Below are 25,585 nucleotides of genomic sequence, written 5' to 3' on the forward strand. Positions count from 1 at the left end.
CGCTTTTTTGTTAGATGACTTCAGTATAAAACAAAAAAGGTACAGCCTCTTCAATTTTCTTGAAGATCTGTACCTTTTCCTATGAGACGGACTTTTTCAGTGGCCTCCGGGATTGCCGGGGGTTTTTTGATTTAAATCATGCGCAGCTCGACGAAATGCACGTTTAAAATCAGATTCCAGAGTCCGGATCACCGTTATCCTTTTAAGACAAGTTCCTTCGCCTGTCACAACTACATACCTTGTAGAAAAAACTGGGTGTGTGTACTGTGAATGAGGAGAGAAGGAACCTTAGTTCGTACGATATTTCGGACCACCCTCTTTCAAACTTGGAATGGTGGTATTGTTATACTTTTTTGGATGGAGACCGGGGGAACCGTTACACGTTAGTGGCTTCATTTTTTCGAGTAGGGGATTTGCCCATTCTTAAAGGCCATTATTTGATTTATTCACTTGTTCGGCTGAATGATAAGAAGGTAACGACACGATCACTTTTGGATCGAACCTTAGTCGGTCAAATGCTTGCGTTCTACCTGCCCGCTTATCTGCTGATGAATCCCACGGACCGGATAGTATGGGGCCAATATAGCCATTTGTTGAAAGGAACCTTACCGTATCCACACCTGCTGATGAGCCGCGGCTCCGTACAGTCTAAACCAACCAAGCTAGAGTACGGACAGTCCCAACTGGCTTTTGAAGAAACACCCGACCCCCATTTTCGATTGCAGCTTATCGATCAAACCTTCCAAGCCGAATTACTGTTTCACCCTCAAAAACCCTTAGCGAACATTGATGAAGATGGAAAGTTGAATAAGCTGCGCTACCATTCCCTGCCTCGCAATCAAGTGCTAGGACAAATCGAACAAGGGGGAATGACAGAGACAGTAACCGGTGAGGGATGGTTTGACCATCAGTGGGGACGAGATTACGGACTCCTTCAGGGAATGGGATGGGATTGGTTCGGATTACAGTTGGATGATGGACGTGACGTACTGATCAGCAGATTACATTCACCAGACTCCGATTCTCCTCAAGCACCGATAGCCAAGCTCATCGAAAAAAACGGCACGGTCATTACCTCAGAGAATGTCATCCTTAAGCCTCTAAAATACTGGAGCAGCATCTATACAAAAATAAAGTACCCGATAGAGTGGCAGATCACTTTACCAGATTTTTCGATCGAGCTGCATATTGTTCCCCAAATCAACAACCAGGAAATCCCTATTATCGGGCCTCTTCAGGCGATATGGGAGGGTTCTTGTACAATAATTGGAGAACAGCGTTATTCTGAAGGACACCGTAAGCCGCTGAAAGGAAAAGGGTTTATCGAGCTGGTGGGTTATGCGGAATAGGAGTCCCAAGCAGCAAAAAAACGCACCAACTCCATGAGAAGTCAATGCGTTCATAACAGCCAATCTATTTGATGTTCGTCGCTACACTGCTGCTTTTTTCCCTTTTGCTTCGGTTCGGATACAACAAAAACAATAAAACAAACCATAACGGGGTGAACAATAAAGCCGGACGTGTTTCGCTGGCGAACAGCATAATGATGAGAATTGCGGCAAACAACGCTAAGACAGCATAATTAATAAATGGCGTAAAAGGTGCCTTGAATTTGGATTTTGCCTGTAATTCCGGCTGGGTCTTCTTATACCGGATATGGCAGACGAGAACGACGCCCCAAACCCAAATAAAACAAATAGCACTTATCGTTGTCACGATTCCAAACGCCTGTTCCGGAATAAGTTTACTCAAAAGAGCGCCCACCGATATGACAAGCGTGGAGATGAATAACGAATTTCCTGGCACATGATTTCTGTTCAATTTGGCAAATTGAGAGGACGCCTGCTTGTTCTTGCTCAAATTATAGAGAATCCGGCTTGTAGAGAACATCCCGCTGTTGCAAGCGGAAGCGGCTGAAGTCAATACGACGAAATTAATAATCCCCGCGGCCACCGGAATTCCTACTAAAGTAAAGGTTTTAACAAAAGGGCTTTCTGCCGGACTAAGCTCCGTCCATGGGTTAATGCAGAGCAGGACGAACAGCGCGCCCACGTAGAAAAATAAAATCCGTAGAGGAATTTTATTAATCGCCGATGGAATATTTTTTTCCGGATTAGAGGTTTCCGCTGCCGATACCCCCACTAATTCCACACCGACATAGGCGAATACGACCATTTGGAAGGAAAATAAGAAACCTGATATGCCGTTCGGAAAAACTCCCCCGTGTTCCCAAAGGTTTCGTATCGTGACCGATCCTGCATCCGTCTTAAATCCCATGACCAGCAAAATGACCCCAATGCCAATCAATGCAAGAATCGTGATCACTTTGATTAAAGCAAACCAAAATTCCAGTTCTCCGAAATTTTTTACCGTTAACAGATTGAGTCCCAATAAAATGATTAAGCAGACGATAGCAGGTACCCATTGCGGGATATCGAACCAATATTGTACATATACGCCTACCGCGATCACATCCGCCATAGCCGTCATGATCCAGCAAAACCAATAGGTCCAACCGGTTATAAACGCGGCCCGAGATCCAAGATAGTCTTCAGTAATATCTGTAAACGATTGATAACCCGCTTTAGACAGCAGAAGTTCTCCCAGCGCTCTCATCACGAAAAATACGGCGATCCCCACGATGATGTACGTCAGCATGATGGATGGGCCTGCCTGTTGAATCGCTTTGCCCGATCCTAAGAACAATCCCGTACCAATGGTGCCCCCGATTGCGATAAGTTGAACATGCCGATTTGCTAGCTCTCTCTTTAGTTCTGGTTGTGCCATACCTAGTTCCCCCTTATGAATGCAATACATTGATGCCAATAAAAAAAGAGATTGGATGTCCTCCAATCTCCCGGTTCATAAGAATATTGAATAATAATTGTCCTACTAACAACGATCAGCATAACAAATACATTCAGTACTCTTCTGTCCTTTTGCCTGAGATTGTGAACCCTTCGGCGCCGCGGAATTCTCGCGGTCTCTCCAGAAGCTGCTCCTGCTATAGTGTACCCATAGCAATCATAGCTTGCTAACTATTAAGTTAGTGAAGCGGTAATGCCTTCTGATATTTTAACATATTACTTGCGATGTAAGTATTTAAACAGTGACAAAAGTCACAACGACTTTCCTAAACCCTCTTGGGTTTAAGGCTGCGCCCCTTAAAAATAAGGTGCTTGTGGTAGGGTTCTCTGTAACGGGTCTATCGGCGAACTTTCAAACGCGATCAATACGGCAGTGAATGGCAACTAGCTTGCTTTTCGAACATGTATCATAATTTGAGTGGTAATCCAATTAATATCTAAAGTGGCCTCAAAGAAAATCATAAAAATACAGGAACAGGCGATTAAGAGGCGCTTCCCCCAAGTGTATTGGAAAAAGCCTCCCTCAGTTTTGAAGGAAGCTCTAAAAGTTTGCGTCATTTATGGTACGGTTCAGCATATCATCTATGGAGCGAAATCGAAAGGCACCCAATTGTGTGCCTTTCGCATGTTCCGTATTTCCTTGTAACGCGAAACCGATGATCATCTTAGTGCAACATGCTGTGGGCCGCCAAAAACTACGGATGACTCCCAAATCCCCAACAAATTCGATCTATTTTGCTTAGTTAAACCAGAAAAAAAGCGCTTGCATTACTTTTTACTTAAGATTATAATACTTGTATACAAGTGTACTTGAACTCTTTTATAAGGTGATCTTAGCAAGTTCTATATCCCGAACAATGGCTTTCTAAAGCATCCGTTGGAGACCGTGTACCCAATACACTCAGTATGAGAATTATTTTGGGCTTAATTGAAAGCGGTACCGACACCATTTTATCAGCGCATAAGTTGGCAACTGAATTTACGGTGAGTCGCTTCCTGATGATTTGAATTCAAAACTTTGATGATGTGCAAAAAAAAGTTAATGGCCTCTGGATGTTCCAACAATTGCACTCAAAAGGAGAAATGGCAGAAAATGACTGACTATATGTTAGGAATAGACATCGGTACAACAAGTACCAAAGCAGTATTATTCTCTAAAAAGGGAAAAGTCATCCAAATAGAGAATATTGGTTACCCTCTTCACACACCTGATATTTCGACAGCCGAACAAGATCCTGAAGAGATTTATCAGGCTGTTTTGCAAGCGGTTACAAATTTAACAAAACATCATCCTGATAAAAAGCCATCTTTCGTTTCATTCAGCAGTGCCATGCATAGTGTCATAGTAATGGATGAACATGACCAGCCTCTGACAGCGTGTATCACATGGGCGGATAACCGCAGTGAAGCCTGGGCTCATAAGATAAAAGATGAATTTAATGGACATGAAATCTATAGGCGAACAGGAACCCCCATTCACCCAATGTCACCCTTAAGCAAAATTGCCTGGATTGTCAATGAATATCCTGAAATCGCTATCAAAGCGAAAAAGTATATCGGGATCAAGGAATTTATCTTTAAAAAATTCTTTGATCGGTATGTGGTTGATCATTCCTTGGCTTCAAGCATGGGGCTGATGAATCTCCAAAAGCTCGCTTGGGATGAAGAAGCATTGGAAATTGCCGGCATCACCGCTGACCAGTTATCTGAGCTTGTACCAACAACACAGATATTTAGCAACTGTAATCCAGACCTGGCTAAACAGATTGGCATCGATTCACAAACTCCATTTGTCATCGGCGCCAGTGACGGGGTGCTTTCAAATCTCGGGGTAAATGCCATTCGAAAAGGCGAAATTGCTGTGACCATCGGTACAAGTGGAGCGATCCGAACCATTATTGACAAACCGCAGACAGACGAAAAGGGAAGAATCTTCTGTTATGCTCTAACGGAAAAGCATTGGGTCATTGGCGGACCGGTCAATAATGGCGGTATGGTCCTTCGCTGGATTCGGGATGAGCTTGCTTCATCTGAAGTAGAAACAGCTAAACGACTTGGATTAGATCCGTACGATGTATTGACCAAAATTGCGGAACGTGTAAGACCAGGATCAGATGGACTGCTATTTCATCCATACCTTGCAGGTGAGCGTGCCCCCTTATGGAATCCGGACGTACGCGGCTCATACTTTGGTTTAACCCTTTCACATAAGAAAGAACATATGATTCGAGCAGCCCTGGAAGGAGTGATTTACAATCTTTATACCGTATTCTTAGCTCTAACGGAATGCCTGGAAGGTTCTGTGACCCGGATTCAGGCAACAGGCGGATTTGCCAGATCAGAAATTTGGCGGCAAATGATGTCAGACATCTTCGCATCAGAAGTAGTTGTTCCAGAAAGCTACGAAAGCTCATGTCTTGGCGCATGTATTTTAGGTCTCTATGCCACAGGAAAAATCGACTCGTTTGAAATCGTTTCTGAAATGGTAGGCCATTCACACACACATACACCGAAAGAAGAAAATACGAAAGAATACAGACAGTTGCTGCCGATCTTTATAAGCTTATCCAGACTATTAAAAGATGATTATAGCCGTTTAGCCAACTACCAAAGAAATTTAACAAAATACAACTAAATTTAGGAGGAATACAAAATGCCCTTAGTTATTGTCGCATTTGGAATTGTTGCATTATTAGTATTAATCATGGGCTTGAAATTGAATACCTTTGTTTCCTTGATCATTGTATCATTTGGTGTTGCTTTAGCCCTTGGAATGCCATTAGGGGAAGTTGTCAAAACGATTGAAACAGGATTAGGCGGGACACTTGGTCACTTAGCGCTAATCTTTGGACTTGGAGCGATGTTAGGTAAGTTGATTGCTGATTCGGGGGGTGCCCAGCGAATTGCCATGACCCTCGTTGATAAATTTGGAGAAAAGAATATTCAGTGGGCGGTCGTTGTCGCATCCTTTATTATTGGTGTCGCGTTATTTTTTGAGGTAGGACTGGTATTATTAATTCCAATCGTGTTTGCGATTTCTAGACAACTAAAAGTTTCTATCTTGTATCTTGGAATTCCGATGGTAGCTGCTTTATCTGTGACTCACGGTTTCTTGCCGCCGCACCCAGGACCAACGGTTATTGCAGGTGAATATGGCGCAAACATTGGTGAAGTATTACTTTACGGTTTCATTGTTGCGATTCCAACGGTGATTTTAGCAGGACCGGTATTCACAAAAATCGCTAAAAAATTGGTACCGAATTCATTTACAAAGTCTGGTGATATTGCTTCTTTAGGGAAACTAAAAGAATTTAAGCTAGAGGAAACACCTGGATTTGGAATTAGTGTATTTACCGCATTACTGCCCGTTATCTTAATGTCAATCGCTACCATTATTAATCTTCTTCAAAAGACAATGGGATTCGAAGATACTAGCTTTCTAGCTGCTATCCGTTTTATTGGTGAAGCTGGTACTTCCATGTTGATATCGTTATTAGTTGCAATCTATACCATGGGATTGGCAAGAAAGATTCCAATCAAAAACGTAATGGAATCTTGTACAACAGCTATCTCACATATCGGAATGATGCTGTTAATCATAGGTGGCGGCGGCGCCTTCAAGCAAGTATTAATCAACGGCGGTGTAGGTGACTATGTAGCCGAATTGTTCAATGGAACATCATTGTCTCCGATCCTGCTTGCCTGGATCATTGCAGCAATTCTACGCATTTCCTTAGGGTCTGCTACCGTTGCCGCTTTAACCACAGCCGGGTTAGTGCTTCCAATGTTAGGGCAAACGGATGTTAACCTTGCACTTGTTGTGCTTGCAACAGGCGCCGGTAGTGTAATTGCCTCTCATGTAAACGATGCTGGTTTCTGGATGTTTAAAGAGTACTTTGGATTAAGCATGAAAGAAACATTTGCAACATGGACTTTGTTGGAGTCGATTATTTCAGTAGCTGGATTAGGATTTATTTTAACATTAAGCTTATTTGTATAAACCTGGATTGATATTATCCCCTTTGAGTAGACAGTTCTTAAGAAGAGCACTACAGTCTACTTGGAGGGGATTTTTCATGGGCGAAAAACGTAAGACCTATTCAACCGAGTTTCATTTTCAGCGTTCCATTCTCTATATACGCTTGCCAGCTTCAAAATCCGCATCATCCCATCTCCTCTTAGCTCTTTAAGCCATTTGTTTTCTTGCTTAATCCAAATATAAGCTGTTTTAGCTAAATAAGTAATATGGAAATTGATAATTTTTATGTGGCTAGTAAAGATGTGTTTTATCAGGTAAATCTCACTCCTATCCCCATACAACGGGCAATTTCCCGCGCCCCATAAGCATGCAAGGCCAAAAATTTCGCCCTACTTATGATACGGTTCACCTCGTTATCTGTAACGGCAAGTTTTAAAGCCATTCTTTGTCGGGTAGTCCTTTCTTTGCTCTCGCTTTGTTTAATTATCTTTTTCCGGTATCTTTTGCAGGATTCCCAACCCCCGGATTTTCTCGCGAGCCTACTTCAATAGATATTAAAATAGCTACGAGATCTTAACTATCCACTGCAAGCCCGAACCGTTGACTCTTGGATGATAGCGGCAAACACAAAAAGTCGCACAACAAAGAGAACAGCCTGCAGGCTGTTCTCTTTGTTGTCTGCCTTAGAAGCACGTAAACGAGCTAATCCGATTCAAATCAATACCGAAGTATCCCCAGAAGAAACCGAACCATCTGAACCCTGCAATAGAATTACGCCCGACGAATACCGGGTAGAACCAGAATTGCTCGCCGTTGTTCAGCCAAATGTATGTGTTGCGGAACAAGCAGCGTCTGATCCCGCCGGGGTCGACGGCAAATGTGGCGGCCTGCATTTGCGGTACGAATTGCGGTGGAGGAGCCGTCGGTGCTTGAGCGCCTCCCTGTGCACCCCCTGGAAAACCCGTTCCTCCCGGCACGCCAGGTCCGCCTGGAAACCCTCCGCCGGTTCCCGGCGTTGGAAAAAATCCCATATGTGATCGCTCCTTTTAATGAATAGGCATAGTCATCATATGCATTTCGCGGAAAGGGCGCTTGGGAATGCCCATAAAAATCACCGCCCAGCCGAAGCTGAACGGTAGTGAAAGAAATTAGTGGAATTAAGCCGCCTTTTTATTCTTGGCCGGTTTATTTTAACTGAAAATCAGCAATAAGATAACATAGGCAGTATCAAAAAACTTGCCCCTACTTATGATACGGTTCCCCCCGATTGATCTTCACCGCCCGATAAATCTGTTCCACTAGCACCAGGCGCATGAGCTGATGGGGCAGCGTCATGCGCCCGAAGCTGAGCCGCTGCTGCGCGCGGCTCAGAACCGCATCGGAGAGCCCGTGGCTGCCTCCGATGACGAACACGACATGGCTCGTCCCGTAGGTGCCGAGCCTGTCGATCTCCCCGGCAAGCTCCTCCGAGCTCCAGAGCTTGCCGTCGATGGCGAGCGCGATGACATGCGCGCCCTCCTTCACATGCGCGAGGATGCGCTCGCCCTCGCGCGCCTTTACGCCCGATACCTCGGCTTCGCTTAAGGTATCGGGCGCTTTTTCATCCGCGACCTCGATCATCTGGAACTTGAGGTAGGGCGTCAGGCGCTTCGCATATTCCTGTATGCCCTGCACCAGGTATTTCTCTTTTAATTTTCCGACCGTAATGAGCTGAATGAACATAAAACTCCGAACTCCCCTTTCTTCGTCCTCTAATGATAAACAAGGATCGATGAATACACAAACACGAGCCTTCCCTTAACTTAAGTCAAGGAAGTCCCGTTTCCTCCTTAGTACAATGTAACCATGAAGAATTCTTATGAGGAGGGTTTTCGAATGTCGACTCCAGCTGCCCGGGCGGCCGGGATTTCACTCATTTTGATGGCGGCTGCCGCCGCATTCTCGTACGGATATGTACATGGAAGTCTGGTCACGGAGGGAGACCCGGCCGCTACATTTGGCAGCTTAACCGCCGCTCCCCTGCAGTTCAGGGCTGAGATCCTGGGATGGACTCTGATTATGGTCTGTGACATCGTGGCTGCATGGGGATTAAATAAGGTGCTGAAGCCGGTGCAGCCGGGCCTGTCCCTGCTGGGCGCATGGCTGCGCCTGTCCTATACGGCGGTCTTGGGTGCGGCCGTCTTCAGTCTTATCGTCGTTTCACTGCTTACAGGCAGCAGTACCGGGGCATTTTCGGGCTTCACGGCGAATCAGTTGGAGACGGAGACGATGCTGTTTCTGCGGTCTTTTGAAGCGGTATGGTCGGTTGGTTTGATCATTTTTGGCGGGCATCTGCTGATTGTGGGGGTTCTCGCTCTCCGAACAGGGAATGTACCGAAGATCATCAGCGTACTGCTGCTGTTGGCTGGGGCGGGTTATATCGTCATCCATGTGTGCCGCACGCTTTGGCCTGAAGCCGAGGGTATTGTGAAGGGGCTGGAATGGGTGTTTATGCTGCCGATGACCGCCGGGGAACTGGGCTTTGGGATCTGGCTGCTGTTCAGAGCTCCATCTCCTCGCGTTCGCGGTGAAGCCGCTTCTTGATCCGGCTCAGCGACTCCGGCGTCATGCCGAGATAGCTTGCAAGCTGATGCTGAGGGACACGGTCGATGAGTCCGGGTCTTCGAAGAAGCAGGGTCTTATAACGCTCTTCGGGGGAAGAAGCGATAAAAGCGGCGAACTCCTCCTGAAACTGACCGAAGCTCTCCTCAATCATCCGGCGCGTCATGGACTCCAGCTGCGTGTATTTGGCGTACATCTCCCTCTCGGCGTCCAGCCGGCCGACGACCAAAACAGAGTCCTCCAGACAGGTCAGGGTGTAATCCGACGATTTATCCGGCTTATGTACGTTAAAGATGGCGATCGCCTGCTCCTCCGTGTAGAAGTTCGAGGTTATGTCCCGGCCCGTCTCATCCACCGCATGCTGCCGTACGCACCCCTTCAGGACAAAATAACATTTGCCGGTAATCTCCCCCTGCCTGAGCAGAACGGTTCCCTTCCTGTATTCTTCCACCTGAATTTCATCCAAAATCGCGTGCTGCTCTGCTTCGCTCAAAGAGGTCAGCCGGGCCATATATTTTAGTAAAAGATGCTTCATTTTTTCCAGCCTTCCTCCTTCAGTGTATGAGTTACCGCATCATGGGCACGTCAAAATTGTCCGAATGAAAAAGGCTGCCGTACCGCCCATTCTCCACCGTTAATTACAGCACGCAGTAGTGCGGGTCGGTCACGCCGATCGGATATGACTTGCACCATGCTCCATTTTAAGGGAGGCCAGGCGGGTTGTACATTTCTCTTTTTTGTAGGCTAAGGTTGCCCTAATCGCTATGCTCCGCCAGCTGCACCTCAAAGCCGTCCGGGTCCAGGATATAAAAGAACCGCAGGCGCGGATTCGGCGCGACCGGTCCACGTGCAACCGGAATGCCCAAGTTCTTCAAATATTCCATTGCCCCATCCAGGGACTCCACCTCAAAACCAATGGACACACCGCATTCCAGCTTAAGCCCCGGTTCGCTCCCCTGGATCAGCTCAATCTTCGGTTGCCCCTCCGTACCCAGCATGGCAATCTGCCTGCCTCTGCTCTCGAATCTGCGCTGAACCGGCAGTTTGAGGATCCCGTGATAGAAGGTCAGGGACACCTCGAGATCGCGCACCCGGAGTGTAATCCAATTCATGCTCAAATTCATGCGTGTATCCCCCTCTGTTGATTGTCCCATCCGCTAATATGCGATCAACCAAGAAGAAACGGCTTCGCCGTTCTTTCAGGGGCGGTACCGTTTCTCTCCCATTTCTATTTACACGACCAGATATTCCGCGTTCTTCTCGCATTCCGCGCATTTGGCCGGCGGGTCCCAGTCCGAGAATTCGGTATCCTTCAAATCCACGACGTCGGGCGCGTCCTCGTATTCGTCGACAAACATATCAATGGCCAGCTCCAGATGTTCTTTACAGACAACATACATGTAATGCAAGCATCCCTTTCCCTTTGCTCTTTGAGCGTAATACTTCTCTTACTGTTCTACCACAATTCCGGCGAAAAAGAAATCCAAATAACCCGCAAAAGCGGCCGCCCGACGCAGCTGTACTTTTACGGGTCTATGATTGGCCTTACTCTATAAAAATGCTGCGTTTGGCTTAATTGGCCGAAGAGGCGCGCTGCGCCGCATACCCCGGCCGGTCCAGCTCATACAATCTGCGGTAGCGGGGCTTGGAAGCCATCAGCTCGGCGTGGGTTCCGCGCATTTCGACTCTGCCGTTCTCCATAAAAATCACCTCGTCCATCCGCTCTGCGCCGACGAGATGATGGGTCACCCAGATCAGCGTCTTGCCCTCCATTGCGGCAAAAATCGTCGACAGCAGCTCTCGCTCGGTACGCGGATCGAGGCCTACCGTGGGCTCGTCGAGCAGAACGACCGGCGTGTTCTGCAGCAGGATACGCGCGAGCGCGATCCGCTGGCGTTCACCGCCGGAGAAGCGCTGGCCTGCTTCGCGTACCCGCGTGTCGTAACCTGCAGGCAATGAGGCGATCAGGTCGCCCAGCTTCGCCAAAGCGCCCGCATGCGCGATGTCCTCCTCCGAAGCCTCGGGATCGCCAAGCCGGATATTATTCGCCACTGTTGTGTCGAACAGATGCGGACGCTGGTTCAGCACGGAAATTATTGATGGAATCCGATCTCCGTAAGAAGCGGCGGCACGTCCGCTAATCGTGACAGATCCTGCGGTCGGTGCAATCGCCCCCTGGATCATCTTCAGCAGGGTCGATTTGCCTGCACCGCTGCGGCCGATAATGGCAATTTTTGCGCCTTGGGGGATGTCCAGCGTCAAATCGCGGACCGACCATTCCCCCGCTTCACCGTAACGGTAGCTTGCATTGCGCAGCGATATATGCGCCGAATGACCTTCTTGGCCATCGGCTGCAGACAGGTCTGAACCAGCGCGGCCGGAGTCGCTCCCAGCTGCACGGTCAGCATCAGACTGCTCCAAATTAGTGCTGCCCGGTTCGCCGCCTCGCAAACCTTCAGCCGCTGAACCGATCGGCTCACTTGGAACGGCTCTCCCTTTGCCCAGATGCGCCGAATTTTTGTCCGAGCCTCCGGCGGCAGACTGATACCAATCGGCGCGGCCGGAATCACCACTGTCTGGCGCACCGCCATCCGCCAACTCCTGCGGCCTTTCCGCCACACCCGCCAGCCGTTCCAGCGAATTGCGGTACTGAGGGATTTTCTCGATGGCCTCGGATACCGGCAGGAACGCATCCGCAACCGGAAAGACCACCAGCGCGAAGGCGGCAATCAGCGTGCCGGGAATCACTCCCTGCGCAAACTCGCCCCCGGCCCACCAGATCATGGACACCACGCCCAGGCCGACCACCGACTGGCCGAGGAACATGCGGATTCGCGCCCAGCGCCGCAGCGCGGCGTCTGTACGGGCAACCGCCCGTTCATCCGCCTCGTACGTTTCAACGAACTGCCCCTGCCGCCCGCTGATCATCCAGTCGCTCATGCCGAGCACGGCGTCCGTCAGCTTTTGGTACAGCCGGTTCCGTTCCTGCTTGATTTCTCGCTGGCGCTTTTGCGTCAGCAGCAGCGAAATGAGCGGCAGCACGGCGACCAGCACCAGAATGTACAGGCCGACCAGCAGCGCGAAACGCACATCGAATGTACCGATGGCAATGACTGCCGCCGCGTAAAGAATCAGGGAAATTACGGCGGGAAATACGGTGCGCAGATATACATTTTGCAAATACTCAATATCGTCGGCCAGCATGCCGAGAATATCGCCCGTGCGGAAGCGCGAGGACAGGAACAATGCCTGCGGTTCCAGGATGGAGTACAGCCGCTGGCGCATTTTGGACAAAATCCGCAAAATTGTATCATGCCCGACCAGCCGCTCCACGTAGTGAATGACCGCCCGGCTTGTGCCGAACGCGCGAACACCGACAATCGGAACATAAATCATCAGGATGTTCTCCGGCGGGATGGATGCTTTGGAAATCAGGAAGCCGGACGTATACATCAGGGATGAAGCCGAGAACACGGTCAGCGCACCCAGCAGGACAATCGCCAGGAAACGCCAGAAATAGGACGACACATAGGGAGCAAACCAGCCTTCCCGTTTCAATGAATCCCCTCCAGTTGCGCTACTACAAGCTCGTAATAGGTTCCTTTGCGTTCAAGCAGCTCCTGATGGGTGCCCACTTCGGCAACTCTGCCCTGCTTCATGACAATAATAACGTCCATGTCCGCCATCCAATGCAGACGGTGCGTAGCCAGAAAGACGAGCTTGCCCTCAAACAGCGGCAGCATCGTTTCCTTCAGCTCATATTCCGTCTCAATATCCAGATGCGCGGTCGGTTCATCCAGCAGCATGATCGGACGGCTGCTCAGCAGAGCCCGCGCCAGCGCGACCCGCTGCTCCTGACCGCCGCTTAAGGAGCGTCCTCCTCCGCCGATCATTTCATTCAATCCGTCAGGCAGCGAGTCGGCAAGCGGCGACAATCCGGCGGCAGCGACCGCCCCAGTGACGGCTTCCAGCGAAGCCTCCGGGTAGTAGAACCGGACATTATCCGCCAATGTTCCGCTGAAAATGTACGGACGCTGCGGAATATACGACGTCTGGCACCGCCACGCGTCGTCGGTCAGCGAGCTCACCTTGCAGCCGTTAACCGTTATACTGCCCCCTCCCGGATGCAAAAACCCGGCAAGCACATCGATCAGTGTCGACTTACCGGCGCCGCTCTCGCCGATGATGCCGATTGTGCCGGTGCCGGTGAACTGCAAACTAATCTCCTCCAGCGAGGAAGGGCCGTCTTCTTCATGCCGTATGCCGATACCTTGGAGAGACAGCGTACTGCTGCCGGTCCAGGCAAATACGGAATCCGGCAATGCCGAAAGGTCAGGACCGGAGGCTCCTGCTTTCCCGCCGCCAGACGGATTCGGACCCGGTTTACCCACCGCCGACGAGGCATACGCCGTACCCGCTTCCCCGGAGCGGTCTTCCGACCGCCCCTCATCTCCTGCCACAGATTCCGAAGAAGATGGCGCCGAATGCTCCAACGCCACCGCCTTGACCGTCTCCCGGTCGATGATGCTCTTCATCGCTTCGCCAGCCTCCTTGCCGTCGAGCGTGGCGTGGAAGTCGGCGCCGACGAGCCGAACCGGCAGGAAATACTCCGGTGCGAGAATCAGGATCATCAGCCCCGTTACAAGTGTCATTTCGCCGTTCACCAGCCGCAGACCGAGACTGACGGCCACGGAAGCAACGGACAGCATGGTGAAGAAATCAAGCGCGAACGAGGACAGAAACGCGACCCGCAGCGTCCGCATCGTTGCCGAGCGGTAGCGGTCGCTTACATCGGCGATGGCCTGGCTGTGGTCCTTGCTGCGGCCAAGAAACTTCAGCGTCTCAAGCCCCCGCAGCGAGTCCACAAAATGATTGGACAGCGTGCGATATGATTCCAGTTGCCGGTCCATTTGCTTCCGCGCCGTCATGCCGATCAGAATCATGAACACAATAAGGATCGGCATCGTCACGGTTAGAATGATGCCGCTCATGCGGTCCTGCATATACACATAAACAAGCAGCAGCGCAGGCGTTACCGCCATTCCGACCATCCGCGGAATGATCAGCTCCAAATAGGTGCGGAACTTGGTGACACCCTCCAGAACAAGCGTCACCAGGGTTCCCGTTCCCTGATCCCCAGCCATTCTCGGCCCCAGCCGGAACAGCCTGTCCATCATCTCACGCCGCATGGCGCTGCCCGTCTTCTCGGCGAACCGATACGAGATGCTGCTCATCAGCAGTCCGCAGGCATGCCGCACCAGAAACGCAAGAAGGAACAATAGCGCAGTGCCCCATTGTTCCTTCAGCGGATTGCCCGCGAACAGCGCGGAGATAATTTCTGCCAGCGACGTGGCCAGCAGCAGGATGGACAAGCTTTGCACCAGGGTAAGGAAGCCCACCGCCAGAAAGACCGGCCTCACTCCTTTATACCCAAGCAAATTTCTATCCATTAATATTCAAGAGTCTCCCTATCGCTAAGCCGTTTATGGAAGATAAAATAGCTCCAGATCTGATAGCCCAGCACGAACGGCAGCATGGTCAGCGCCACGATCGTCATCACTTTAAGCGAATAATGACCGGATGCGGCGTTCGTAATAGTTAAGTTGTAAGCTTCGCCAAGCGAGCTGACCATAACCCGGGGGAACAGGCCGACGAATACGGAGATTACCGAGAGGCCCAATACCGCGCCGGTCATGCCGAACGCCCAGCCGTCACGCTTCTTCTTACTGAAATAACCCGCCAGCAAGAAGGCGACCAGCCCCAGCACCACAATAGCCCACAGCAGCGCACCGCGCACGTCGAAGATATCCGTCTGGAAGTAAGTCATGATGACAAAAGCCAGCAGCACTACGCCCGTCGGCAGCAGCAGAGCACGCGCCCGTTTGCGCGCCCGTTCCTGAAGCTCGCCGAAGGTGCGAAGCGCCGTGAATAGGAGGCCGTGGATGTTGCACATCAGAACGACCGCAACACCGGCCAGCACGGTATAGACATTGACGATATCGCCGAAGAAAGCCGCATGCATCTGCATGTCGCCGTCAATCGGCAGGCCTTTGATAAAGCTCGCAAACACTATGGCGAGCAGGAAAGGCGGAAGGAAGCTGCCGATCAGGATGGATAGATCCCAAGTCGTTCTCCAGCCGGCGGACTCAGCTTTGCCTCTGTATTCAAAGGCCACCCCCCGAAGAATCAGACCGAACAGAGCGAATACAAACGGTACATAAAATCCGCTGAACAGCGTCGCGTACCATTCGGGGAAAGCGGCGAACATCGCACCCGCCCCGGTAATCAGCCATACTTCGTTCGCATCCCAGAAAGGGCCGATGGAGTTAATCATCACCCGGCGCTGCTTTTCATCCTTCGGGAGCATTTGAGACTGCATTCCCACACCGAAGTCGAAGCCTTCCAGGAAGAAGAATCCGACGAAGAGAACCGCAATCAGAACAAACCAAAGTTCATTAAGTGAGAGCATGGTGTCCCTCCTTTTTGTTATAAGGGTCCGTCGAATGCGAGTCTTCGTCGATGGCGTACGGGCCTTTTTTGATTACTTTGACGAACAGATAGATCAGCACAATCAACAGAACCCCATAGATAGCGTTAAAGGTAATGAGCGAGAACAAGACTTGTCCTGCCGTAATATTGGGCGAGACGCTCTGCTCGGTGGTCATCAGTCCGAAAACGGTCCAAGGCTGACGCCCGAATTCCGTCATGACCCAGCCCGCCGTATTGGCGATCGGAGGCAGCAGCAGTCCGGATAAGCAGATGCGCAGGAACCCGGTGTTCGGCTGATCCAGCTTCTTGCGCCACATCAGATATACAGCCCATAATGAAATGAAAATCATAGCTGTACCTGCCGCAATCATGATCCGGAAGCTCCAAAAGGTCGTACGTACAGGCGGTATGTAATTGCCCGGACCGTATTTTTGTTCATACTCGGCCTGCAGCTCTTTCATCCCCTTGACCTCACCGGAGAACTTGCTGTAGGAGAGGAAGCTAAGCGCATATGGAATCTTAAGTTCATGAGTGCTTACCATTTTCTCAGGATCTATATTGGCGATTACATTCCACGGCGCAGGGTCGCCGCTCTTGCCCCACAGGCCTTCGGAAGCGGCCATCTTCATTGGCTGGGTCTTAACCAGGTATTGCGCCTGCCAGTGGCCGGCGAAGGCAACGCCAATCGAACTGATAATGCCGACGATCGCCGCGATTTTGAAAGACTTTTGAAAGAACGAGACGTCCTGCTTTCTCAGCAGCTTAATTGCGCTGACACCGATAATCAGAAAGGCTCCGGTGGCAAAGGCGCCTAGTACGGTATGCGGAAATTCAACCAGAACTTGACCGTTGGTGATCAGCGACAGAAAATCGTTCATCTCCGCGCGGCCGTTATTGATGGTGTACCCTACAGGATGCTGCATAAAGGAATTCGCCGCCAGAATCCAGAAAGCCGACAACGTGGTGCCAATCGCAACAAACCAGATAGACAGCAAATGGATCTTCTTGGAGACCTTGTCCCAACCGAAAATCCAAATCCCGATAAACGTCGATTCCAGGAAAAACGCGAGTAAGGCTTCAACCGCAAGCGGAGCCCCGAATACGTCACCGACAAAGCGCGAGTAGTCCGACCAGTTCATTCCGAACTGGAATTCCTGCAAAATCCCGGTCACAACCCCGATTGCAAAGTTAACCAGGAAGAGCTTCCCCCAAAATTTAGCCATTCGCTTGTACTCTTCGTTGCCGCTGCGTACGTACATCGTCTCCATAATCGCGATGATGAACGACAATCCGATCGTCACCGGCACAAAGAAAAAGTGAAAAATCGTTGTCGACGCAAACTGCATGCGCGACAGCATAAGTGTGTCCATGTTTTCCCTTCCTTCCCCCCGTTTAGTTGTTTATATTTTGTCAAAATTTTAAGATGTGAATTGTGATTTATGTCACACTATAATCCGCTTTTCCAGCATAAAAATCAATAAATTTGTGACATTGATCACAAATTTTTCGACAAAAACAAAAAAAATAAGACGGTTTTCCGTCTTAAACCTTTTCGGCTTACAAATCTATACTATACTTTCACCTTTAACTTGCACCCTGAGAAATGGAAATGCCCTTTTTCAGCGATTTGGGATCGCCGTTGGAATTGTACAATTGTGGAAGCATTCTCATTCCCTGCTCCATTGGCGCGTGGCATAGAGGGCAGGTAGGCGCAACATCAAACGAAAAATTATCTCTCATCCAGCCGTTGCAATCATCGTTCGTGCAGGACCATACGGCCGTATTCTCTTCCGGTATTTCTTCCAGTGGTTTCTTCCGGTAGTTCAATGCCGTTCCCTCCATTTCTCTACGTGCAAAGGTTGGTATAAGGTTTAAAAAAAGACCGTCCCGACTCTTCTCAAGCGGGACGGTGTTTGGTTAATTTACAGTTTTACAACGTTCTCGGCTTGCGGTCCGCGGTTGCCTTGAACAACGTTGAATTCAACGCGTTGGCCTTCGTCCAACGTTTTGAAGCCGTCGCCGGTGATTGCGCTGAAGTGTACGAATACGTCGCTTCCGCCTTCAACTTCGATAAAGCCAAAGCCTTTCTCTGCGTTGAACCATTTAACTGTACCTGTTTGCATGGTGTATGCCTCCAAAAAATAAAATTAACATGTTTCCTTTTATCTTTGAACAAAGAAAAAATTCACACATTGAGAAAGGCTGTTCTTACCAACTTGACAACCCTTCTCAATGTGAAAATTCAAGTTTCAAATTAAATTATGACTAATATCATAGTAACACATCGCGGTAGCAAAGGCAAGCTAACGACCGGTAAATTCTCCATTTTTTGCCGTAAAAGGCTGGCGCTCCAATCGTGCACAGCCAGCCTTTTCTTCGGCGCTTTAGTATTATATCCTGCAAGTTCCGGAATTATTCCCCCGGTTTTTCTTCAAGCATAACCGTAATTTCTTTCTCTATCCCGTTCCGGTAAAAGGTGATGGCGAGCGGGTCGCCGATCCGGGTCTCATTGTACAAATACTTGCGCAGGCTCAGCGTGGAATCAATCGTTTGGCCATTGAATTTCGTAATGACATCATTCAGCTTGAGCCCGGCTTCCTTGGCCGGCCCGACGACATCAAGAACGACGACGCCTTCCTTGACGCTGCTCGGCAATTTGAGCGCCTTGCGTTGGTCTTCGGCAAGCGGAACATACGGGTTGTTCAGATCCATCGAGTATACCCCCAGGTAGGAGCGGGCGATTTTCCCTTTCAGGACCAGTTCCTCCGCAATCTTGATGACATGGTTAGCCGGAATGGCAAACCCGAGGCCTTCCACGCCGGTATCGGAAATCTTCATCGTATTGATGCCGATCACCCGGCCGTTCAGGTCGACGAGCGCTCCTCCGCTGTTGCCTTCGTTGATGGCTGCATCGGTCTGGATAACCTCCTGCTCCCAGTCATAAACGCCGTCCTGGTTAAGGGATACCGGAATCGTGCGGTTCGCATAGCTGACAATGCCCGAGGTAAGCGTATCGCCAAGGCCGAGCGGATTGCCGATCGCAATCACCGTCTCCCCAAGCTGAAGCTTCGAGGAATCTCCCAGTTTGGCGACAGTGTTGATCCCCCCGGCATCAATGGAGAGGACGGCAAGATCGCTGACTTTATCCGCGCCGACAAGCTCGGCCTTGCGGGTCTCTCCATCCACGGTGACAATCTCAAGCTTGCCCGCGCCGGAGATGACATGGTTATTGGTTATAATAAACGCCTTGTCGTCCGTTTTCTTATAAATTACGCCCGATCCGAGCGCCGACTCATCCAGCGTATCTTTCGTATTCTCTTCTTTATGATTGATTATGCTGACAACCGCCGGACGGACGGTAGCCGCTGCCTTGATAATCCGGTCGTAAGGATCCCCGCTGCTTGGCGTGACATTCTGAATGAAAGCGGGCTGGCCTCCTTTTTCATGGGACAACTGCCCCGTAACAAGACTGAACAGCAGAACCGCGACTACCGCGCTGAACAGGGAGCAGATCGCGGAGACTTGCATCGTTGACAGCCTCAGCCGTCTGCTGCGGGCCGACCAGCGGCGGGGCATAGACCGCTGCTTTGAGACTTTTCGTTCTCTCCGTCTGGATACTTTGGTGGAATAGAAATCATCATCAAACAGTCCCAACTTATCATCCTCTCCCCTCTTTAACTCGCGCCTGAAGCGTGGGGCAGCCTGCCCTGCAGCCGTCTCGTTTTCATTTTATAGACTGCGTCTTGCGCAAAAAGGTTTCAGCTATGCGCTCATTCAATATAAAAAGGCCATCTTGCTGCATTAAAGAAGCGCCCAATCTCTTAAGTGCGGAATACTTTAACGCCTGTCAGACTATAATACTAGTAATACTGACGATAGGCAGCGTGCAAACGGACTGCTTTGTCCCTCTATTGTATCATAGCGCCGAGAGGCAGCGCCGTGTTCGTCAAAATAAAAAAACGACAAATAGTGGCAGGAGGCAAAACTATGGATTCTTTTTCTTCAACCATGGATTTGGTGCAGTTCATCGGCAAGCTGGGCGATTTGAAGGACGATCACTATCATATGACGCTGGCTCTTAGCGCAGCCGTAGAACTACTGATTGAAAAAGGATTGATCACGCGCCAGGAGCTGGAGCGCAAAATGTCGGAGCTTGACCAACTTATGATTCGCTCACCGTATCCCATGGCGTAGGCTGGTCGTAATACGTGTCGCAGAGCCGAAACTCGCTGTCTTTGTAGAAGCAGCCTCTGTCTTCCATCGCCCCTCGCACCGACATTCTCGCAAGCTCGATCATATTATGATCGCGGCTTAAATGGGCCAGGTAGGTCCGCTTGGTGCGTCCTGTCAAAATCTCGCTCAGAGCCGCGCCCGCCGCGTCGTTGGACAAGTGGCCCATGTCGCCGAGTATCCGCCGTTTCGTATTCCACGGGTAGCGTCCCATCCGCAGCATCTCAATATCATGGTTGGCCTCCAGCACGAGTACGTCGGCGTCCGAGATCGCCGCTTTGACCTTATCGCTGACATAGCCGAGGTCCGTCGCCACGCTGAGCTTCTCTTTGCCTTCATAAAAGTTATAGCCGACCGGCTCGGCGGCGTCGTGGGAAATGGCAAACGATTCGACCCGCATGTCTCCAAAATCCTTAAATTGCCCGGTCTCCAAAACGAGACGGTTATGCTCTTCGATGTTCCCGATCCCTTTCTCAATTGCGCTCCATGTGCTGCTGTTGGCGTAGATCGGCAGGCCATACTTGCGCGCAACCGCGCCGAGGCCCTTGACATGATCGGAATGCTCATGCGTGACGAGTATCCCGTCAATTTCCTCTCCTCTTAACTCGCGCATGGTCAGCAGTTCCTCGATCCGCCGCGCGCTTAAGCCCGCATCGATCATCAGTGTCGTCCCGCCCCCCCGCACAATTGTGGCATTGCCGGTTGAACCGCTGGACAGCACCGTAAACGAAATCCCCATAGCTCTCCTGCTCCTTTTTTCGTAATCCATTCATTCACTCTGATGTCTTGGGACTGATAATATCGGCGCTGATGCCGTTGACGTAATAGGATTTGCCGTCCTCAAGCATGAAGCGCCACATTGGCGCCGCCACCTGGCTCTCGGAATTGAACAATTCCCCGTAATAGCCGAGTTCAATTTCCTTCACCGCCGCGCCCTTCGGGAAAAACTTCTCGATCAGACTGCCCAGCGCCTTCGAAGCCGGAAGCACCTTCTGAGCTTCGCCCTTTCCGCCTTCCCCGATATCGATTTGCGGCCGGCGGTAGGCGACGATTTTCTGATTGTCGTAGACCAGCTCCAGTCTTACGCTGAACAGCGGCCATTTGCCGTCGACCAGCGGATGCAGCACGAACCTGCCGACCTCGCTCTCCAAAGGATCAAACCGGTAGCTGCCGATATCGGGAATTTGAGGCTTCAACTGTCCGCTCAGTTCAGCGAAGGAGAAAATCAGCTTGCTATCTACCGGCCGGTCCAATTTGACCGTTCTTCCTTCACCGATCGAATAACGGTACGTTAAGTCGGGAAGCTGGGGCACAGCCGCCGGAATGGGGCACAGAATACGAATATCCTTCTGCTCCATAATCTGCTGGGTCGTATCGGAGAGAGAGGTAAAGTCAAGATTGGCGCTGACCTGCTCCCGCAGGTCGATCCACAGCTGGTAGCACAGCAGCAGATTCAGCAGCAGAAACGAATAGATCAGCACATTTTTCGCTCTTCCCCAGTCCATGCCTTTCCTCCCCTTCTCCTTGATAATTAATTCAGCGTAAGCGAGCTGCCGTCTCTGTAAACGGCCTTCCAGACGGGAACCAGCTCCAGCTTGTTTCCCTTGACCACCGGCATATAGACAGGGTACAAGTCGCGGAGCGGCGAAGATTTGCCAACCTCGGCCAGCCGCTTTCGCAGGGTATCCCCGCCGGACAGCTCCACAATCTTTTTCGAACCCATATCATCCTTGCTGTACATTAAGGACCGTTCATAGGCCGTTACCGTTCCCTGCTGCAGCTGCAAATGGATGAGTCCGTAATGCAGCTGCGGCTGATCCAGAACAGGGTAAGAGCCGTAGGGATAAGAACCGTAATACTGCTGGAAGGAAACGAGCCGGTCCTGATCGCTTTCTGCAGCCGCCTCCAGCCTGTAAGTTCCGTTCCATCCTCCATGCTGATTGACGAAGTCGACAGCCTCCAGCACATCCTTGGCATCGGTGCTCTCGCCTGCCGGAAGTGCCGTAGGGTCGCTGTAGCTCATCCAGTTCCGTTCCTGATCTACCTGCAGGCTGCGCTTGCTGTCCGTATAAATTTCGGAGCCGTCCTTTTCCCGGATATAACGGGTGCTGCCGGCATCGAAGAACAGACTGCTCTGCATCTGCTCTACCGTATACAGCCCGGAAGGCATCTCGGACGCCACCAGGGACAAGCTGCTCTCCGGAACGTAATACTCGCCGGTTAACGTTGAGTAAGGCGTCCACGACTTTCCGAAATCGACATGCTGCTGAACGTCCTGCACGGTAAGATCGGCTTTGGCCGCTTCATAGACGATATCTCCCCTTGTGCTGAAGAAAACGGCATGGGCTTTCGAATCATTCTTTGCGCTGTATATCCAGATCCGGTCGATGCTTTCCCCCGCGAACAGGGAATCCGGAGACAGCTGCATCACCCGCTGCAGCAGCGCTACGGGAATGCCCGAACCGAACGACAGCTCGATTCCGGGGTTCTCGCTGCGAATCTTGGTCCAGTCGAAATCCTGGACGGAACGGCGCTGAAAGCTCTCGAAGCTCCGCCCCTTCAGCCGGTTCAGAATCAGGTTATAGAAAGTCGAGCTTGGGTAAAACAGCGTGTGCTTGTTGTTTCCCAGATGAATAATCATTTTGTAAGGAAATAGCAAATTTTCGACTTTTTCTTCTGGCCCCATGTTGTCGGTCTTTACATATAGATTCTCGGAAAAGACCGCCGAATCGCTCCCCGGCAGACGGTAGATCAAATAGTAACTCTCCACCAGGCTACTCAGGACGAGCAGCGCCAGAATCCATGACTTGATTCTTTCCTTCACGCCTGGTCCCTCCTTTGCTTCTCCAGAGGCAGCGTAAAGGTGACCTTAGAGCCTTTGTTCAGTTCGGATTGCAGGGATATGGCGCCCCCGTGCGCTTTTACAATTTCCCGGGCAATGGAGAGTCCGAGGCCGGTTCCGCCCATATTCCGCGAACGCGCTTTATCCACCCGGTAAAAGCGCTCGAAAATGCGCTCAATATCCTTCTTGGGAATTCCGATTCCGGAGTCGCGGACGGAAATCTCCAGTATCCCTTCGGCATTGCATCCCGCCTCCAGTCCGATGCTCCCGCCCTCAGGCGTATATTTCAGGGCATTGGACACCAGATTGCCCAGCACCTGGTCGATCTGATCCCTGTCGAGCCAGGCCGTAGAGACGCCCCGGCGGATGACGGTGCTGATGGAAATCCGCTTCTGCCGGATTTGGAAGGAGAAGCGGTCGGCCACATCCTCCAGCATCTCGGAAATATCGGTCTCCTGATAGCGCAGCTGCGCTTCCCTGGAATCAAGGCGGGACAGATGCAGCAGATCGGTGACAAGACGGATCATCCGCTCCGTCTCGCTGCGGATTACGCCGACAAAACGTCCGGCCAGCTGCGGATCTTCCAGCGCGCCGTCATCGAGCGCTTCCGCATAGCTCTTAATGGTCGTGAGCGGCGTGCGCAGCTCATGCGATACGTTCGCCACAAATTCGCGGCGGGACGCTTCCAGGTTCTCCTGCTCGGTGACATCCTGCAGCACCGCGATCGTTCCGGCGATTCCGCCCTCGCGGCGGTGAATCGGCGTGAACGTCACCCGCACGATGTTGGGCTCCTCCCCTTCGAAAGATTTAAGCCTCAGCAGCGTGGACTGCGCGGTACCGCCGGACAAAGCGAGCGTCTGATCGCCTTCGAGGCCAAGCAGCCCGTCCAGCTCAAGGCCCCGGGGGAGCGGTTCATCCGCACCCAGCATCAAAGATGCCCGGCGGTTCATAAGAATGACGCGGCCGGTTTCATCCGTCGCCACCACTCCGTCGCTCATATTGGTCAGAATGGAGGCGAGCTTCTCCTTCTCTTCCTCGTTCTGGGCAAGCGCGTCCCTCAGCCTGCCGGTCATATAGTTGAACGCCTTGCTCAGCTGCCCAATTTCATCATTGCCGAATATCGGCATTTTCCGGTCGAAGCTTCCTTCGGCGACTTCCTTGGCATGCCGGGTCATCTCTTTGATCGGCTGTGTGATGGTATGGGCGAGGATAACGCCGAGTACGGCCGTCAATGTGAGCGCCAGCAGGAGGCCGGAGATAAACACGCTATTGATCCGGCTCATCGTCGCGTAAAGATCCTTCATGTCGGCGGCGATGTAAATGGCGCCAACCACCTTGCCGCCCGACCATACCGGCTTGGCCACGACCTTTTTCCGCACATTGTCATCGCCGATAATGTACTCCTCGTTGTCGCTGATGCCCTGCAGCGCGCGGCTGACCACCGTCTGCGTATTGCGCTGCCCGACATAGTCGCTCTGAGACGGCACCGAGGTCGTGATGATTTTGCCGCTCGCATCAAGCACTTGGATTTCCGCGCCGCTGATATACAGATTGTTGACCATGCCGCGCAGGCCGTCCACCGAAGACTGCTCATCCGCTCCGCCGGCTCCGCTGCTGAATTTGTCGGCCGTCAGAATCGACAGCATTTCCGCCCGGGCCTTCAAATCCTTCGTGAAGTTGTCGGTCAGCGAATTCTTCATCGAGCTTACAAAATACACGCCGATCAGCTGCATTGCAATCAGAATCAGCAGTACGTAAATAATAATCAGCTTCGCCTGAATTGTCCGGAAAAAGGACATGACCTTCATCACAATCCTCCGTTTTTGGGACTGTGCATCAAATATCCGAGCCCGCGCCGCGTAAAGATATACTCCGGCTTGCTCGGGTTCTCCTCGATCTTCTCTCTCAGCCGCCGGATCGTCACATCGACCGTCCGCACGTCTCCGAAATATTCAAATCCCCAGACCGCCTGGAGCAAATGCTCCCTTGTCATGACCTTACCGGCGTTGCGGACCATATAATAGAGCAGTTCGTATTCGCGGTGCGTCAGATCCAGAGGTTCCCCGCCCTTATAGACGGTGTACATGTCGGTATCTATAAACAGATCGAAATGGTGGACGCCCTGCTTGCCTTCGTCCGGCCCGCTCTGCGTCTCCGCGGGAGTCGGCTTATGCTGTCGGCGCATTTGCGCCTTTACCCGGGCAAGCAGCTCGCGCGTGCTGAATGGCTTGGTTACATAATCGTCCGCCCCAAGCTCAAGACCGAGCACCTTGTCGATTTCCCCGTCCTTGGCGGTCAGCATGATGATTGGAATATCCAGATGGGCGGACCGCACCTCACGGCAGACATCCATGCCGTCCTTGCCGGGCAGCATGAGATCCAGCAGCATGAGATCGGGCCGTTTGGACAAGGCCAGATCCACGGCGCTTATACCGTCAAAAGCGCAAATGACCTCATAACCTTCTTTTTCCAGATTAAACTTTAATATATCGGCAATAGGCTGCTCGTCGTCGACTACCAAAATCGTTCCCATTCCCATAATCCACCGTTTCACCCTTCTATCTTACTGATAAGTTT

At 51.2% G+C, this 25,585-nt stretch carries 23 protein-coding genes, 1 pseudogene and 1 riboswitch; of the genes and pseudogenes, 6 read left to right on the forward strand and 18 right to left on the reverse strand.

What is annotated here, in order from left to right:
- Positions 1-266: 266 nt before the first annotated feature.
- On the forward strand, positions 267-1,349 hold the full coding sequence (locus PUR_RS25555; protein ID WP_232101653.1) for a lipocalin family protein: 1,083 nt from the start codon (positions 267-269) through the stop codon (positions 1,347-1,349).
- A gap of 64 nt (positions 1,350-1,413) precedes the next feature.
- On the opposite strand, the gene PUR_RS25560 is transcribed toward PUR_RS25555, so the two are convergent.
- Complete coding sequence (locus PUR_RS25560) at positions 1,414-2,787, reverse strand: amino acid permease (RefSeq protein ID WP_179037638.1); 1,374 nt, start codon at positions 2,785-2,787, stop codon at positions 1,414-1,416.
- A 134-nt stretch (positions 2,788-2,921) separates the two neighbouring features.
- A riboswitch (glycine riboswitch) is annotated at positions 2,922-3,002 on the reverse strand.
- Between the two features lie 702 nt (positions 3,003-3,704).
- On the opposite strand from PUR_RS25560, the pseudogene PUR_RS26260 reads away from it, so the two are divergent.
- The 3 genes and pseudogenes from PUR_RS26260 to PUR_RS25570 form a co-directional block, all read left to right on the forward strand.
- Positions 3,705-3,860, forward strand: a pseudogene (locus tag PUR_RS26260) (GntR family transcriptional regulator); the annotation flags it as partial.
- Between the two features lie 100 nt (positions 3,861-3,960).
- The gene (gene gntK / locus PUR_RS25565) at positions 3,961-5,502 is read left to right on the forward strand and encodes a gluconokinase (protein ID WP_179037639.1); all 1,542 of its coding nucleotides are present in this window, start codon (positions 3,961-3,963) and stop codon (positions 5,500-5,502) included.
- A gap of 18 nt (positions 5,503-5,520) precedes the next feature.
- Entirely contained in the window at positions 5,521-6,867 is a 1,347-nt protein-coding gene (locus PUR_RS25570) for a GntP family permease (protein ID WP_179037640.1), read from the forward strand.
- Positions 6,868-7,529: 662 nt separating this feature from the next.
- Here the strand turns inward: PUR_RS25570 and PUR_RS25575 are convergent.
- Both PUR_RS25575 and rlmH read right to left on the reverse strand, forming a co-directional pair.
- The gene (locus PUR_RS25575; RefSeq protein WP_179037641.1) at positions 7,530-7,877 is read right to left on the reverse strand and encodes a collagen-like protein; all 348 of its coding nucleotides are present in this window, start codon (positions 7,875-7,877) and stop codon (positions 7,530-7,532) included.
- A 211-nt stretch (positions 7,878-8,088) separates the two neighbouring features.
- Entirely contained in the window at positions 8,089-8,568 is a 480-nt protein-coding gene (gene rlmH, locus PUR_RS25580) for a 23S rRNA (pseudouridine(1915)-N(3))-methyltransferase RlmH (protein ID WP_179037642.1), read from the reverse strand.
- Between the two features lie 153 nt (positions 8,569-8,721).
- Here rlmH and PUR_RS25585 point away from each other — a divergent pair, with 153 nt between their 5' ends.
- A complete protein-coding gene (locus PUR_RS25585) occupies positions 8,722-9,429 on the forward strand; it encodes a DUF4386 domain-containing protein (RefSeq protein ID WP_179037643.1) in 708 nt (235 codons plus the stop codon).
- Here PUR_RS25585 and PUR_RS25590 read toward each other — a convergent pair.
- From PUR_RS25590 to PUR_RS25635, 10 genes are all read right to left on the reverse strand, one after another.
- A complete protein-coding gene (locus PUR_RS25590) occupies positions 9,386-9,982 on the reverse strand; it encodes a Crp/Fnr family transcriptional regulator (protein WP_179037644.1) in 597 nt (198 codons plus the stop codon). The two genes, PUR_RS25585 and PUR_RS25590, sit on opposite strands and share 44 nt — an antisense overlap.
- Positions 9,983-10,202: 220 nt before the next feature.
- A complete protein-coding gene (locus PUR_RS25595; RefSeq protein ID WP_179037645.1) occupies positions 10,203-10,571 on the reverse strand; it encodes a VOC family protein in 369 nt (122 codons plus the stop codon).
- 108 nt (positions 10,572-10,679) lie between these two features.
- Complete coding sequence (locus PUR_RS25600; protein WP_084266607.1) at positions 10,680-10,847, reverse strand: CxxH/CxxC protein; 168 nt, start codon at positions 10,845-10,847, stop codon at positions 10,680-10,682.
- Between the two features lie 172 nt (positions 10,848-11,019).
- Positions 11,020-13,005, reverse strand: coding sequence for an amino acid ABC transporter ATP-binding/permease protein (locus tag PUR_RS25605; protein WP_179037646.1), 1,986 nt, complete (start codon positions 13,003-13,005; stop codon positions 11,020-11,022).
- Complete coding sequence (gene cydD, locus PUR_RS25610; protein WP_179037647.1) at positions 13,002-14,897, reverse strand: thiol reductant ABC exporter subunit CydD; 1,896 nt, start codon at positions 14,895-14,897, stop codon at positions 13,002-13,004. Before cydD ends, PUR_RS25605 begins: the two co-directional genes overlap by 4 nt.
- A complete protein-coding gene (cydB, locus tag PUR_RS25615; RefSeq protein WP_179037648.1) occupies positions 14,897-15,916 on the reverse strand; it encodes a cytochrome d ubiquinol oxidase subunit II in 1,020 nt (339 codons plus the stop codon). The genes cydD and cydB overlap by 1 nt, the downstream gene beginning before the upstream one ends.
- Entirely contained in the window at positions 15,903-17,306 is a 1,404-nt protein-coding gene (locus PUR_RS25620) for a cytochrome ubiquinol oxidase subunit I (protein ID WP_179037649.1), read from the reverse strand. The genes cydB and PUR_RS25620 overlap by 14 nt, the downstream gene beginning before the upstream one ends.
- Before the next feature lie 214 nt (positions 17,307-17,520).
- Entirely contained in the window at positions 17,521-17,763 is a 243-nt protein-coding gene (locus PUR_RS25625; protein WP_179037650.1) for a cold-shock protein, read from the reverse strand.
- A gap of 95 nt (positions 17,764-17,858) precedes the next feature.
- On the reverse strand, positions 17,859-18,059 hold the full coding sequence (locus PUR_RS25630; protein ID WP_019914582.1) for a cold-shock protein: 201 nt from the start codon (positions 18,057-18,059) through the stop codon (positions 17,859-17,861).
- A 289-nt stretch (positions 18,060-18,348) separates the two neighbouring features.
- On the reverse strand, positions 18,349-19,590 hold the full coding sequence (locus tag PUR_RS25635) for a S1C family serine protease (RefSeq protein ID WP_179037651.1): 1,242 nt from the start codon (positions 19,588-19,590) through the stop codon (positions 18,349-18,351).
- A gap of 333 nt (positions 19,591-19,923) precedes the next feature.
- Here PUR_RS25635 and PUR_RS25640 point away from each other — a divergent pair, with 333 nt between their 5' ends.
- Positions 19,924-20,130: a hypothetical protein gene (locus PUR_RS25640; protein WP_179037652.1), complete on the forward strand. Its 207-nt coding sequence runs from the start codon at positions 19,924-19,926 to the stop codon at positions 20,128-20,130.
- Here the strand turns inward: PUR_RS25640 and PUR_RS25645 are convergent.
- The 5 genes from PUR_RS25645 to yycF are packed head-to-tail and all read right to left on the reverse strand — an operon-like array spanning position 20,099 to position 25,547.
- Positions 20,099-20,905, reverse strand: coding sequence for an MBL fold metallo-hydrolase (locus PUR_RS25645; protein WP_179037653.1), 807 nt, complete (start codon positions 20,903-20,905; stop codon positions 20,099-20,101). The genes PUR_RS25640 and PUR_RS25645 overlap by 32 nt on opposite strands.
- A gap of 34 nt (positions 20,906-20,939) precedes the next feature.
- Positions 20,940-21,671, reverse strand: a complete 732-nt coding sequence (gene yycI, locus PUR_RS25650) for a two-component system regulatory protein YycI (RefSeq protein ID WP_179037654.1) — start codon at positions 21,669-21,671, stop codon at positions 20,940-20,942.
- 26 nt (positions 21,672-21,697) lie between these two features.
- Positions 21,698-22,990, reverse strand: a complete 1,293-nt coding sequence (locus PUR_RS25655) for a YycH family regulatory protein (RefSeq protein WP_179037655.1) — start codon at positions 22,988-22,990, stop codon at positions 21,698-21,700.
- The gene (gene walK / locus PUR_RS25660) at positions 22,987-24,816 is read right to left on the reverse strand and encodes a cell wall metabolism sensor histidine kinase WalK (protein ID WP_179037656.1); all 1,830 of its coding nucleotides are present in this window, start codon (positions 24,814-24,816) and stop codon (positions 22,987-22,989) included. The genes PUR_RS25655 and walK overlap by 4 nt, the downstream gene beginning before the upstream one ends.
- The gene (gene yycF / locus PUR_RS25665) at positions 24,816-25,547 is read right to left on the reverse strand and encodes a response regulator YycF (RefSeq protein ID WP_269474737.1); all 732 of its coding nucleotides are present in this window, start codon (positions 25,545-25,547) and stop codon (positions 24,816-24,818) included. The genes walK and yycF overlap by 1 nt, the downstream gene beginning before the upstream one ends.
- Positions 25,548-25,585 lie beyond the last annotated feature (38 nt).

Origin of the sequence: Paenibacillus sp. URB8-2 (assembly GCF_013393385.1) — a bacterium.
GTDB lineage: Bacteria > Bacillota > Bacilli > Paenibacillales > Paenibacillaceae > Paenibacillus_AQ.